This window comes from Halorubrum tebenquichense DSM 14210, from assembly GCF_000337415.1.
GTDB classification, from domain to species: Archaea; Halobacteriota; Halobacteria; order Halobacteriales; family Haloferacaceae; genus Halorubrum; species Halorubrum tebenquichense.
The window spans coordinates 1-13,126 of sequence record NZ_AOJD01000052.1 but is presented as its reverse complement, the minus strand read 5'-3'; the positions used below and the strand labels follow the sequence as shown (position 1 = coordinate 13,126).

Genomic DNA, 13,126 nt, shown 5'->3' with positions numbered 1-13,126 from the left:
CTTCGCCTCTGGCCGCCTCGCGACTGCCCCTTCGAGTCCCGCCCCGCACCGCCCAGCGACCGCACCTCACGCCTCCCCAGCCTCGTCGGTGGTCCTCCGCTTCGCTTCGGACCACCGACTCCCTCGCACGTGCTGCTCGGCCGCGATGCGGCCTCGCAGGCACGCGCCACCGCAGGAATGAGTGTCAGTCGTCGTCCGCGGGGTTCCCGTCGCGCGTCTTCACGGCGACGCCGGAGCCGAGCTGTTCGGCCTCCGCGCCCGAGAGTTCGGCCCGGCCGACGCCGAATATCGCGTCCGTCTCGTCGACGACGAGCACCTCGTCGCCGGGGCGGATCCCGTCGTCGGCCGCGGTCACGAACTTCGCGAACGCGTTGCGCCCCTCGCGCACGAACGGTTCGCTCTCCTCGCCGACGACCACCCGGTGTCGCGGTTCGGGGAACGCCTCGTGGATCCGCCGCCCGCCCGCGAGCCCGAGCGTGAACCGCCCGTCGGTGCCGTACGAGACGAGGCGGTCGCCCTCGCTGCTGCCGGGGGTGTCGTCGACGTCGCCGTCGATCACCTGTCGGGGGCGACCGCCGCTCGACCGGCGCACGGTGAGTGGGTCGTCCGGCGGGAACAGGGCCTCGCCCGCGCCGGCCCCGAACTGGTAGTCGGCGGCGGTCCGCAGGTCCGCGATCGTCTCGGCGTCGGTCATGCCCGCGATACCGACCGCGCGCCCAAAGCGGTTGCGACACCGCCCGGCGGCGGGGGCTGCGCCGGCGCGTCAGCCGAGCGCGGGGTACGTCGCCGCGACCCCGTCGCCGTCGACGCGCCAGCGGTCGGCGATCTCCCGGTACGCGGCCGGATCAGCGGCCGATTCCGGGGAAACCGCGTCGGGCGGCGACGCTCGGAGCGCCTCGCCCAGCGCCCCGGGGTCCACTCCGCCCGATTCGTCGGACTCACCGGACAGCAGCTCCGCGAGCCGGTCGGCCGCGGTGACGACGGCGACCGCGCCCTCGACCCGCCGACCGAGGTCGAGGGCCGCGGTCAGCCGGTCGGCGGCCGCGTCGGCGTCGCCGCGCGCGGCGGCCGCTGCTCCGAGCGACGCGAGCGCCTCGGCCTCGACCTGCGTGAACCCCCCCTCCCTCGCGGCGTCGACCGCGGACCGCAGCGCCGCCGTCGCGGCGTCGGGGTCGCCGCGGGCGAGCGCCAGCCGTCCGCGGACCCGGTCCGTCTCGGCGAGTCGCTTGTGGCCGGCGTGGTCGTCGAGCAGCGACGCGGTCCGTTCCAGCCGGCGCTCGGCCGCCGAGAGGTCGGCGCGGTCGATCGCGACCTCCACGAGCATCGCGGTCACCATCGCGCACCGCGCGTCGGCGTCGAGCGCGTCGAGGCGGTCGAGCGCGTCCGCCAGGAACCGCTCCGCCCGGTCGAGGTCGCCGCCGACGTACGCCGCGCTGCCGAGGTGGCTCAGCGCGAACGCCTCGTACATCTCCGACCCGACTTCCTCGGCGACCGCGCGGGCCTCCGACGCGTGGGCGACCGCCTCGCCGACCGCGCCGCGCTGCTCGGCGACCGCCGCGAGGTTCAAAAGGGAGATGGCCTCGCGGTGTTCGTCGCCGACCGTCCGGTAGCCGTCGAGCGCGCGGTTCGCCGTCCGCTTCGCGGCGTCGAGGTCACCGCGCCGCCGCAGCGCGACCGCGAGGTTCGTCCGGACGTTCGCCTCGCCGTGGGTGGCGTCGTGCGCGCGGAACAGGTCACCGGCGACGCGGTAGTGGTCCAGCACCGCGTCTGTCCCGTCGAGCGCGTCGAGCGCGTTGCCGACGTCCATCAGCGCCTTCGCCATCCCGATGGGGTCGTCCGCCCCGGCGGCGATGGCGTACGCCCGCGACGCCGCCTCGTAGGCGGTCTCGTAGTCGCCGTCGAAATGCGCCGCCTGCGCTCGCCCCCTGACGGCCGCCGCGAGTCCCTCTCGGTCGCCAGCGGCCGCGAAGCGCTCCGCCGCACGCTCGAACCGGTCCCGCGCCGCGTCGTACTGGCCCCGGCGACGCGCCACGTCGCCGTACCCGCGCTGGCGCTCGGCGGCCCCCCGCTCGTCGGCCGGCCGCCACGCGTCGAGCGCCTCGGTCGCGCCGTCGAGGTCGCCGGCGTCGACGTACATCCGCGACACCCACTCCGGCGGGCGGTCGCGCAGGTCGTCCGGGCACGCGTCCGGGAGGTCGATCCACGCGTAGCGGACGCGGCCGTACAGCGCCGCGAGCCGCGGGTAGCGCCGGCCGACGCCGTACACCGCCCGGACCGTCTCCGCCGCCCACGCGCTCGGGTCGCGTTCGATCCGATCCACCGTCGGTGCGTCGCCTCCGACCGCCCGCCGGACCCGGGCGCGACGCGCCGGGTCGTCGGCGAGCGCGAGGACCCGCGAGACGGTCCGCCCCGACGCACCGCGCGACGACCGGGTCCGGCTCCCGCTCCACCAGCCGCTCTAAGAACAGCACCGACCACTCGTCGTGGACGGTGCGGTACCCCCCGTCGCCAGACCCCACGAGGGCCGTCCCGGTGAGCCGGTCGAGCGCCCGGCGGACCCCCTCGACCGTCGGCGACGGATCGCCGTCGTCCCCGCGGGAGACGCCTCGTTCCGGGCAGTCGACGAGCGCGTACGCCAGCGTCCCGACGTCGGTCACGCCGGCGACGTTGAGGAGGTTCACCAGCACCGCGACGTCCGCGGTCGGCGGCGGGCGGCTCTCGACCTCGCGGACCGCCGCCGCGACCGCGGTCTCCAGCCCGGACGTCGGTCCCGCGTCGTCCTCGTCGGGGGTGTTTCGGGTCGCCTCGTCGATGTCGGCCGCTCCCGCCCCGTCGGCCGCGCGGACGAGGCGGTGGACGAGACACAGCAGTTCGCCGACGCGCTCGTCGTCGGCCCGGCGCACGTCGGCGAGCAGCGATCCCGGGTCGGCCGCCGGGGCGGACCCGGTGCGCTCGGCGACGTGGCGGACGAACCGCTCGACCTCGCGCTCGTCGAGCCGCGGGATCCGAACCGTCTCGATCCGCCGCCGGTAGCGGAGGTCCGCGGGCGAGAGCGGGAGGCCGTCGGGGTCGTCGTACGGCTCCTCGCGGGCGTCGAACAGGAAGGAGACGTCGTCGCGGTCGGCCAGTTCGCGGGCGACCCCGACCGACTCCGCGGCCCCCGGATCCACGGCGTCCTCGACGACGACCAGGTGGTGGCCGTCGCCGCCGGCGACGCGCTCTCGCAGCCGCTCGGTCGCGGTGAACGCCTCGCCGCCGCCGCTCGCGCGGTACGTCACCGGGCCGCGGCCCGACCGGTACCACTCGACCGCGACGCTCCGGCAGACGGTGCTCTTCCCGCTCCCCGGCGGCCCGACGAGCGCGTGGTCGGCCCCCTCGGCGAGGCCGTCGACGAGCAGTCCGGCGATCGAGCGCCGCTCGCCGCCGCGAGCCGCGGTCCTGTCGAGGACGTACCCCGCGTCGACCTCCGGGAACGACGCCGTGGCGCGGAGCGGCCCGCGCGGGTCCGGATCCCCGGCGAGGCGATCACCGTCGACCGCGTGGAACCCCTGCGCCGAGAGCGCGTCCCGCCCCCGCTCGCCCGGGTCCGCCGGACCGAAGAGCGCGCCGCCGTCGCCGTTTCCGCCCGTCGAGGCCTCGGGGGCGTCGCCTCCCGGGGCGTCGGACTCGGCGGAGTCACCCGCCGCCGACCTGTCGTCGGTCGCGGGCGCTGCGCCGCGGTCCATCGCCGCGAGCGCCTCGCCGCCGTCCCGCCCCCGGCCGATCAGGTCGCGCACCCTCGTCTCCGCCCACGCGAGCGCCTCAGGGTCCGTCGACGACGCCGCGCCGTGGAGCGTGCCGTCGCCGTCGAAGACGAGGAGAAGCGCGACGCCGTCGGCCGCGACCACCCCGACGTCGACGGCGTCGACCGACGCGATCCGACACCCCTCGCGGCGCGCGACCGCGCCGAGGTCGTCCGGGAACCGGTCGGCCGCGTGCCGGTACGCCCGCTCCGCCAGCGCGAGGTCGACGACCCCGCCGCCGACCGCGGTCCGGCGGAGCCGCTCCGCGATCCGGGGGTAGGGGAACGCCGGGAGGGCGGCGGCGACCCCGTCGGCGTCGGCGAGGGCGTCGTCGAGGACCTCCAGCGGTCGGTACGGGTCCGGGGCCGCGGCCCGGTACGTCTCCGCGTCTCGGAGGATCGCGGGGGAGACGTCCGCGCCCGCGCCGAGCGGGTCGAGCACGTCGCCCGCGGCCGCGAGGTCGTCGGCGACCGTGAGGACCCCCCGATACTCGTCCGCGAGCAGTCGGCCGGGCAGCGTCGTCCGGTAGCCGTCCGTCTCCCCGGCGACGAGCCCCGCCGCCTCCAGTTCGTCCACCGCGCGGTTCACCGTCGACCGGGAGTGGCCCAGCGCGTCGACGAGTTCGTGTTTCCGCAGCGGCTCCGCCGCGAGCCGTTCGAGGAAGTCGAGGCGGCGCTCGACGACGCCCACGAGTTCCGACGGCTCCGTCATACGTCCGCCCGCACCGCACCCACCGATATAACTGTTTCCTCGCTGACTGCTCCCCCGCACGGGGTGACGCACTGTTTCACGGGGTGAGAATAAGTCGGATCGCGTCGCAGCCGCTGGCATGACCGGGAATCGCACGGAGGACGGCGACGCGACGGGAGCGGCGAACGAGCGCGACGGGGCGGACGCCCCCGATCACCCGGGGCCCGCCGACGGCGTCGGCTCGAACGGCGATCGCTCCGGGGCGGACGGGGACGCCTCGGCGTCCGCCGCCGATCGGACCGGAGCGTCGGCCCGAAACCCGACTGACCGCACGGACCGGGCCGTCGCGGCGGCGCGGACGGCGGCGGACGAGTTGGCCGCGTGGGACCCCGACGACGTCGACGGACTCGTCCGGGCGGTCGGCGAGCGGCTGGCGGACGGGGAGACGGTCAGTCGGCTCGCGCGGTCGGCGGCCAACGAGACGGGGCGAGGGCACCCGGGGACGAAGGCCGAGAAGATCGCGAGCGCGCTCGACGCCGCGCGCCGGTCGCTCAGAGGCGCGCCGACCGCGGGAGTGGTCGACCGCGACGGCGCGGCGGGCACGGTGACCGTCGCCGGGCCGCTCGGCGTCGTCGGCGCGTCGGTCCCGGCGACGCACCCGGTCGTGATGCCCGCCGTCCTCTCGCTGTACGGGCTGGCGGCGCGGAACGCGGTCGTCTTCGCGCCCTCGCCGTCGACCGTGGAGACCTGCGACGTGGTCGTCGAGACCGTCCGCCGGGCGCTCGCCGAGGCCGGCGCGCCGACCGGCGCGGTGTCGATGCTGCCCGCGCCCGCCTCCAAGCCGGCGGCGGACGCGCTGTTCGAGCGCGCGGACTTCGCGGTCGCCGCCGGCTCCGAGGCGACGATCACCGCGGGACAGCGCTGCGGGACGCCGAACGCCGCGGCCGGCGCGGACGGGGTCGTCGCCGTCGCCGACGGGTCGGTCCCGGCCGATGCCGTGGCGACGCGGGTGGCGGTCGGGGCGACGTACGACTTCGGCGCGCACCCCGCGGGCGACGCCGCGGTCGTGACGGTGTCTCCGGCGGTGGGCCCGCTCCGCTCCGCGCTCGAAGACGAGGGCGGGTACGTCCTCGACGCCGCAGACCGTGACCGCCTCCGGGCGCTCCTCCGCGGATCGGACGGGACCGACCGCGGGAGCGACGCCGCCGGCGTCGACGGCGAGTCGGACCCGCGCGGGAACTCGCCGCGCTGGCTGGCGGCAGCGCTCGACCTCCCGAGCGCGGCCCGGCGGGCGGCGTTCCTCGTCGTCGAGCCGGAGGGTGCCGACGACCCGCTCGCGACGCTGCCCGGGATCCCGGCGGTCGCCCTCCACGGTCGCGACGGGTTCGAAGCCGCGACCGCGCTCGCGGCCGAGATCGGCGCGCCCCACGCGGCGGCGGTCCACACCACCCAACAGCGCCGCGCCCGCCGCGTCGCGGAGCGGCTCTCCCCCGGCCGTCTCGTGGTCAACCAGCCCGGGATCGCGGCGTCGGGCGCGCGGTCGAACGGGTTCGACGCCGCGCCCCTGCTCGGGGGCGGGGCCGCGGAGGGGAGCCAGCTGTACGGCGGCCTCACCCCCGACCGCCTCGCGCGGACGACGACGGTCGCCGCGACGGCCGTCGCAGACGAGGCCGATCACCGGAACGGCGCGGGCGAGACGCTCCGCGGCCCCTGAATCGACCCCCGACCCTCTCGGCGGGCGAGCGCTCAGAGCTCGATTCGGTCGACGATGGTCCCGTTACCGTCGACCCCGTCGCTGTGCGTGTTGATCGCGACGGTCCGGATCCGGTCTTCGAGCAGCGACCCCTCGATCTTCGCCTTCAACAGCGAGTCGACCTGGTAGACGCCCGCCGCGTTGTTCATCCGTATCACGACCTGAACCGGCGTCTCGTCGCCCTCGCGGAGCGAGACGCGCTCGATCGCCTGCGACGAGACGGTGTTTATCCCGCGACCGCCCTCCTCGTAGGGGACCCGCGAGCGGCCGCGCTCCATGTCCAGCCCGTCGGCGATCCGAACGACCCCGGCCTCCAGCGTGAGCGGGTGCTCCTCGGTGTGGTGGCATAAGATCGCGTGGAGCACCTCGGCCTTCACGCGCACTCGATCGGGCACGTCGTAGAACGAGGGGAGCAGGCCGTCGAGCAGGTCCGCCGCCAGCGGGATCGAGTAGTACGGGTGGTCGTGGCGGTGGACGACGTGGCCGATGTCGTGGAGCGTCGCCGCCAGCGCGACGATCACCGGCTCGTCCGCCTCCGCCAACCCCTGCTGGCGCGCGCCGTTGAACTCGACGCCGCCGGACTTGAGCAGGTCGTAGAGGCGCAGCGCGCGGTCGCGGACGATCTCGACGTGTTTCGCGCCGTGGTCGTTGTACCCCTTCCGGGCGACCGGGTTGACGTTCTGCGCCTCCAGGTAGGCGACGATCTCCTCGTCGGTCTCGATCCGGGCGAGGACCTCGTTGAGCCGGTCGTCCGGGAACGCGTGGTCGGCGTCCGGGTCGTACTCGTGGCGGTCGGCGTCGGCGTCCGCGTCGACGTCCTCGCGGGCGGCCGGCGCGTCGTCGTCGGTCGGGTCGGGCGCGTCGTCCCCGGTCGGATCGGAGGCGTCGTCCCCGGTCAGATCGGAGGCGTCGTCCTCGGTCGGATCGGAGGCGTCGTCGGCAGGGTCGCTCATGCGTCCCTCAGAGTCGCCCGGCGGGGATAAATGTGCGAGCCGCGGGCCGCCGACGCGGGAGTCCGGGGGCGTCGCCGGTGCCCCCGTCGCTTATTCCGCCGCCGACTGTGGGTCGGCGCATGGCGCTCGACGCCGACCGGGTCTCGACGGTGACGTTCGACTCGTACAGCACGCTCGTGGACGTGGACGCCGCCGAGGCGGCGCTCGCGGACCGCGTCGCCGACCCCGAACCGGTGTCGCGGCTGTGGCGGTCGCGGTCGCTGGCGTACACGTTCGTCGCGAACGCGGTCGACGCCTACCAGCCGTTCTACGAGATGAACCGGGACGCGTTGACGTACGCGCTGGCGGCGCACGGCGTCGACCTCCCCGACGCGGAGCGCGACGAGATCCTCGCGGTGTACCACGAACTGGAGGTGTTCGACGACGTGCGCGAGGGCGTCCGTCGGCTGCGCGACGCGGGGTACGACTGCTACGTCCTCTCGAACGGCGACCCGGAGATGCTGGCGTCGATGGTCGAGCACGCCGACATCGCGGACCTCCTCGCGGACACGATCAGCGCCGACGAGGTGGAGGCGTTCAAGCCCGCGACCGAGCTGTACCGCCACGGCGCGGCCCGGACCGGGACGCCCATCGACGAGGTGGTCCACGCGACCGCCGGCTGGTTCGACGTGCTTGGCGCGCGCCACGCCGGGATGCAGGCCGCGCGGGTCGACCGGAAGTCGACGCCGTGGGAACCGTTCGCCGGCGACCCGGACGCGACCGTCGAGACGCTCCACGAGTTGGCGGACCTGCTCGGGGCCTGAGCCGGCGGACGTGCTCGGGGCCCGCGTCGGCGGTCTCGTCGAGACGGGTCCGCGATCCGGGCGGCAGTTTCCACCCGAGGCACAACGTATAAGCGCCAGACCGTTCCATAGGACGGTGTGACCCGACCCGCGTTCGCGCTCGGCTCGCCGACGCCGCCAGCGACGCGGCTCTTCTCGAAAAAACGCGCGTGAGCCGTCCGCCGGCGGGAGTGGCGACCCCGTCCCGGACGACTCTCGGCGCGCGCACAGGTCCGCTCACCGACCCGGACTCGCGGCAGCACCCATGACAGACACGACCACCACGACACCCTACGCGACGCAGGACGAGACGAACGGCGACCCGACCGACCCGCCCTTCGAGGGCGTCTACCCGGCGATGACGACCCCGTTCACCGACGACGACGCGGTCGACCACGAGCAGCTCGCCGAGAACGCTCGCTACCTCGAACGCGCCGGCGTCGACGGGGTCGTCCCGGTCGGCTCGACCGGTGAGTCGGCGACGATGAGCCACGACGAACACGTCGCGGTGATCGAGACGGTCCGCGACGCCGTCGACGACATCCCGGTGATCGCCGGGACCGGCTCGAACAACACTGCCGAGGCGCTCTCGCTCTCCGAGCGCGCGGCCGACGCGGGCGCTGACGGGCTCCTCCTCATCTCGCCGTACTACAACAAGCCCGAGCCGGCCGGCTTCCTCGAACACTACCGGACGATCGCCGACGCGGTCGACCTCCCGCAGATCGTGTACAACGTCCCGAGCCGCACGGGCCAGTCGATCCCGGTCGACGTCACCGTCGAGCTCGCCGAACACCCGAACATCCGGGGGTACAAGGCGGCCTCCGGCGACCTGAACCTCATCAGCGAGGTGATCGAGCGCACCCGCGACGAGGCGTTCGCGGTGCTGTCCGGCGACGACGGTCTCACGCTGCCGGTCCTTTCGGTCGGCGGCGCGGGCACGATCAGCGTCGTCGCCAACGTCGAGCCGGAGCGCACCTGCGCGATGGTCGGGGCGGCGCTCTCGGGCGACTACGACCGCGCGCGGGCGCTCCACCACGAGCTGTCGCCGCTCGTCCGCGAGCTGTTCGCCGAGACGAACCCGATCCCGGTGAAGGAGGCGATGCACCTCCGCGGCCGCGGCGGCCCCCACGTCCGTCCGCCGCTCTCGCGGCTCTCTCCGGACCGACGCGAGTCGCTCCGCGAACTGCTGGTCGCGTACGACGCGAGCGCGCCCGGGTCCGTCGACCGGGAGCGCCTCGCGGCCGCGACGCGGGGTGCCGAATGAGCGCCGCGGACGGTTCCCCCGACCTCCGGGTCGCCGTCACCGGCGCGGGCGGCCGCATGGGCCGCGAGGTGCTCTCCGCCGCGGCCGACCGCGAGGGCGTCGCGGTCGCGTTCGCGGTCAACCGCAGCCCGGTCGACCCGGTCGCGGGGGTCGCGGTCGAGCCCGCCGACGACCTCGGCGACCTGCTCGCGAGCGAGGAGCCGGACGTCCTCGTCGACTTCACCGGTCCCGCCTCGGCGGTCGGGTACGCCGAGGCCTGCGCCGACGCGGGCGTCCCGCTCGTGACGGGGACGACCGGCTTCGCGGACGCGCAGCTCGACTCGCTGCGGACCGCGAGCGACGCGGTGCCGGTCCTCAAGGCGTCGAACTTCGCGCGCGGCGTGGCCGCGCTCCGCCGGGCGGTCCGGGAGGCGGCCGCGGCGCTGCCCGGCTACGACGTGGAACTGACCGAGACGCACCACAACGCGAAGCGGGACGCCCCCTCGGGCACCGCGAAGTCGATCCTCGACGACGTGGAGGACGTGCGCGGGGACCTCGACGAGCGCGTCCACGGCCGCGAGGGCGACGCGCCGCGGAGTCCGGGCGAGGTCGGCGTCCACGCCCGGCGCGCCGGTGACGTGACCGGCGAACACGACGTCCTGTTGGCTGGGAACCGCGAGACGCTCGAACTGACCCACCGCGCCGGCGACCGCGGCGTGTTCGCCGAGGGCGCGCTCGACGCCGCCGCGTGGCTCGCCGGCCGCGACCCGGGCTGGTACGGGTTCGGCGACGTGCTGGACGCGGACGGAGATGCCTGACACGCATACGCACATCGACGAGTAAATACCTCCACTCATCCATACACCACCAAATGAGTCTCGAAGCCGACGTAGCCGACCTCTGGAACCGCTATCAGGACGGGCTGACCGCCGCCGACGCCAGCGACGCGGACGCGGCCGTGGTCGACGAGTTCCTCGCCGCCTTAGAGGACGGCGAGGTCCGCGCCGCCGAGAAGACCGGCGACGACGTGACATCGTGGGAGGCCAACGAGTGGGTCAAGCGGGGCATCCTGCTCAACTTCGGCCTGCGCGAGACGGAGCCGCGCGAGTACGGCGGCGTCACCTACCACGACGTGCTCCCGCTCCGCGACACCGCGGACCTCGGCGAGCGGGGCACGCGAAACACGCCCGACGGCACGGCGATCCGCCGCGGCGCGTACCTCGGTAGCGACTGTATCATGATGAGCCCCTCGTTCGTCAACATGGGCGCGTACGTCGGCGACGGCACCCTCGTCGACTCCTGTGACACGGTCGGCTCCTGCGCGCAGCTCGGCGAGAACGTGAAGCTCGGGGCCAACACGCTGATCGGCGGCGTCCTCGAACCGGTCGAGGACGCGCCGGTCGTGATAGAGGACGGCGTCTCCTTGGGCGCGGGCTGCCGGGTCACCTCGGGCTTCCGCGTCGGCGAGAACTCGATCGTCGGCGAGAACACCCTGCTCACCCCCCGGATCCCCGTCTACGACCTCGTCGAGGAGGAGGTCATCTACGGTCACCTGCCGGCCGAGCGCCGGGCGTTCACGCGGATGGTGGAGTCGTCCGTCGGCGACCACGACCTCTTCGAGGGCGGCGCGTACAAGCCCGCGGTCGTCGCGACCCACGTCGAGGCGGAGACGCTGGAGGCGACGCAACGCGAGGACGCGCTCCGGGAATGAGCGAGAACGAACCGGTCGGCGGGAACGCCCCGGTCCGGCGCGTGAGCGACTGGGACGCCGCCCGCCTGCGCGAACTCGCGGCCGAACACGGGACCCCCCTCTACGTACAGGACCTCGACCGGGTCCGCGAGAACTGCGAGCGACTGCTCGCGGCGTTCCCGGACGCCGACGTGCGGTACGCGGTGAAGGCCCACACCGGACGCGCCGTCTTGGAGGCGGTCCGCGACGCCGGACTCGACGCGGAGTGCGCCTCGGCGGGCGAGGTCGACCGCGCGCTCGCGGCCGGCTTCGACGGCTCGCGGCTCCACTACACCGCGGTCAACCCCCCCGCTCGCGACTTGGACTACGTCGTCGACGCCGCCGAGGCGGAGCCGGACATCACGGTCACGGCCGGCGCGGTCGACACCCTCGACCGCCTCGCCGAGCGGGGGTACGACGGCCGGGTCTGCGTCCGCGTGAACCCCGGCGTCGGCGCGGGCCACCACGAGAAGGTCACCACCGGCGGGGCCGCGAAGTTCGGGATTCCGTACGACCGCGCCGCGGCGGTCGCCCGGGAGGCGGCCGAGCGGTTCGACGCGGTCGGGATCCACGCGCACGCCGGCTCCGGCATCGACCCCGACCAGCTGGACAGCCACCGCGAACTGGTCGCGCGGATGGGCGAACTGGCGCGAGAGCTGGCGGAGCCGAGCGACGAGACCGCCGCCCCCCTCGACCTGGAGTACGTCGACGTCGGCGGCGGCTTCGGCGTCCCGTACGAGGAGGACGCCCCGCCGCTCGACCTGTCGGCGGTCGCGGCCGCGACGCGCGAGGCGGTCGCCCCGCTGCCCGCGGGCGTCGACCTCGCGGTCGAGCCGGGTCGCTACGTCGTCGCCGACGCCGGCGTCCTGCTGACGCGGGTGAACACCGTGAAGCCGACCCCCGACGAGACGGTCGTCGGCGTCGACGCCGGGATGACGGACCTCCTCCGGCCGGCGATGTACGACGCGTACCACCCGATCTCCAACCTCGGCGGCGGGCGGGACCGCGACGGGGGCGACGCGCCCGCCCCCGCCGATCGGGAGGCAACCCCTGTCACGGTCGCCGGACCTATCTGTGAGACCGGCGATGCGCTCTGTAGGAACCGAGCGCTCGCCGACCCGTTCCGGGGGGACCTCCTCGCGGTCGGGGTCGCGGGCGCGTACGGATACGAGATGGCGAGCCAATACAACTCACGACCGCGGCCGGCGGAGGTCGCGCTCGACGACGGCACCGCGACGACCGCCCGCCGCCGGGAGACGCTCGGCGACCTGACGGTCGTCGAACGGGAGGCGGCCTCTGACGGCAATCGGCCGGAGGCGACCCCCGACGGCGACCGACCGGAGGCGGGGCGATGAGCGTCCACGCCGTCCCGTTCGAGAAGTACCACGGCACGGGCAACGACTTCCTCGTGGTCGACGCGGCCGCCGAGGACGTCGGCGACCGCGCGGCGTTCGCCCGCGCGCACTGCGACCGCGAGACGGGCGTCGACGGGGCGGAGTTCGAGGCCGGGAGCGGGGTCGACGCGGACCGCGCCGGACGGCGCGGTGCCGACGGCGTCCTCTTCCTCAGCGTCGAAGAACGGTTCGACCCGACGCGCGTCGTGATGACGCTGGTCCAGCCGGACGGCTCGACCGCGACGATGTGCGGCAACGGGGCCCGCGTCGTCGCGCGGTGGGCCCACGACCGGACGGGCGACCGCGAGTTCATGATCGACACGCAGGCCGGCACGCGGCGCGCGACGGTGACTCCCGACGCGACCGCGGCCACCATCGAGATGGGCGCGCCGACGTTCGACCCGCGCCGCGTCCCGGTCGCCCGTGATGGCCCCGCCGCGGACGAGCCGCTGGTCGACGAGCCGGTCGAGGGGCTGACCGTCACCGCCGTCAACACCGGCGTCCCGCACGCGGTCGCGTTCGTCGACGGCGGCCGCGACGACCCCGAGGGGATCGGCGCGGTCGACCTCGACGCGGTCGCGCCCCCGGTTCGGCATGCCGACGTCTTCCCGGAGGGCGCGAACGTGAACCTCGCCGCCGTCGTCGACGACGGGAGCGGCGAGGGGGAGGCGGTCCTCGACCAGCGCACCTTCGAGCGCGGCGTCGAGGGCGAGACGCGCTCCTGCGGGACCGGCGCGGTCGCCGTCGTCGCGGCCGCCCGC

General features: G+C 75.1%; 9 protein-coding genes and 1 pseudogene. 7 read left to right on the top strand and 3 right to left on the bottom strand.

Going from position 1 to position 13,126, the window contains the following annotated elements:
- Positions 1–184: 184 nt before the first annotated feature.
- Together C472_RS09945 and C472_RS09940 are read right to left on the bottom strand one after the other, a co-directional pair.
- On the bottom strand, positions 185–694 hold the full coding sequence (locus C472_RS09945; protein WP_006629700.1) for a PUA domain-containing protein: 510 nt from the start codon (positions 692–694) through the stop codon (positions 185–187).
- 69 nt (positions 695–763) lie between these two features.
- Positions 764–4,493, bottom strand: a pseudogene (locus tag C472_RS09940) (tetratricopeptide repeat protein).
- 118 nt (positions 4,494–4,611) lie between these two features.
- Here C472_RS09940 and C472_RS09935 point away from each other — a divergent pair.
- The gene (locus tag C472_RS09935; protein ID WP_006629697.1) at positions 4,612–6,186 is read left to right on the top strand and encodes an aldehyde dehydrogenase family protein; all 1,575 of its coding nucleotides are present in this window, start codon (positions 4,612–4,614) and stop codon (positions 6,184–6,186) included.
- A 32-nt stretch (positions 6,187–6,218) separates the two neighbouring features.
- On the opposite strand, the gene C472_RS09930 is transcribed toward C472_RS09935, so the two are convergent.
- Complete coding sequence (locus C472_RS09930; protein ID WP_006629696.1) at positions 6,219–7,178, bottom strand: HD domain-containing protein; 960 nt, start codon at positions 7,176–7,178, stop codon at positions 6,219–6,221.
- Positions 7,179–7,297: 119 nt separating this feature from the next.
- On the opposite strand from C472_RS09930, the gene C472_RS09925 reads away from it, so the two are divergent.
- The 6 genes from C472_RS09925 to dapF all read left to right on the top strand — a co-directional run.
- A complete protein-coding gene (locus tag C472_RS09925) occupies positions 7,298–7,981 on the top strand; it encodes a haloacid dehalogenase type II (RefSeq protein ID WP_006629695.1) in 684 nt (227 codons plus the stop codon).
- A gap of 283 nt (positions 7,982–8,264) precedes the next feature.
- A complete protein-coding gene (dapA, locus tag C472_RS09920) occupies positions 8,265–9,263 on the top strand; it encodes a 4-hydroxy-tetrahydrodipicolinate synthase (protein WP_006629694.1) in 999 nt (332 codons plus the stop codon).
- Positions 9,260–10,060 (top strand): 4-hydroxy-tetrahydrodipicolinate reductase, encoded by an 801-nt coding sequence (gene dapB, locus C472_RS09915; protein ID WP_006629693.1) that lies wholly within the window; start codon positions 9,260–9,262, stop codon positions 10,058–10,060. Before dapA ends, dapB begins: the two co-directional genes overlap by 4 nt.
- Before the next feature lie 53 nt (positions 10,061–10,113).
- Complete coding sequence (locus tag C472_RS09910) at positions 10,114–10,953, top strand: 2,3,4,5-tetrahydropyridine-2,6-dicarboxylate N-succinyltransferase (protein WP_006629692.1); 840 nt, start codon at positions 10,114–10,116, stop codon at positions 10,951–10,953.
- Positions 10,950–12,326 carry a diaminopimelate decarboxylase gene (gene lysA, locus C472_RS09905; protein ID WP_006629691.1) on the top strand — a complete coding sequence of 459 codons (1,377 nt, stop codon included), beginning with the start codon at positions 10,950–10,952 and terminating at the stop codon, positions 12,324–12,326. The genes C472_RS09910 and lysA overlap by 4 nt, the downstream gene beginning before the upstream one ends.
- Positions 12,323–13,126, top strand: an 804-nt coding sequence (gene dapF / locus C472_RS09900) for a diaminopimelate epimerase (protein ID WP_006629690.1), incomplete at its 3' end; no start/stop codon positions are given. The genes lysA and dapF, both read left to right, overlap by 4 nt.

Bases quoted from the DNA above. Each gene is read 5' to 3' on its own strand.
- C472_RS09945 (WP_006629700.1), bottom strand. From the start codon at position 694: ATGACCGACGCCGAGACGATCGCGGACCTGCGGACCGCCGCCGACTAC.
- dapB (WP_006629693.1), top strand. From the start codon at position 9,260: ATGAGCGCCGCGGACGGTTCCCCCGACCTCCGGGTCGCCGTCACCGGC.
- C472_RS09925 (WP_006629695.1), top strand. From the start codon at position 7,298: ATGGCGCTCGACGCCGACCGGGTCTCGACGGTGACGTTCGACTCGTAC.
- dapA (WP_006629694.1), top strand. From the start codon at position 8,265: ATGACAGACACGACCACCACGACACCCTACGCGACGCAGGACGAGACG.
- C472_RS09910 (WP_006629692.1), top strand. From the start codon at position 10,114: ATGAGTCTCGAAGCCGACGTAGCCGACCTCTGGAACCGCTATCAGGAC.
- lysA (WP_006629691.1), top strand. From the start codon at position 10,950: ATGAGCGAGAACGAACCGGTCGGCGGGAACGCCCCGGTCCGGCGCGTG.
- C472_RS09935 (WP_006629697.1), top strand. From the start codon at position 4,612: ATGACCGGGAATCGCACGGAGGACGGCGACGCGACGGGAGCGGCGAAC.
- C472_RS09930 (WP_006629696.1), bottom strand. From the start codon at position 7,178: ATGAGCGACCCTGCCGACGACGCCTCCGATCCGACCGAGGACGACGCC.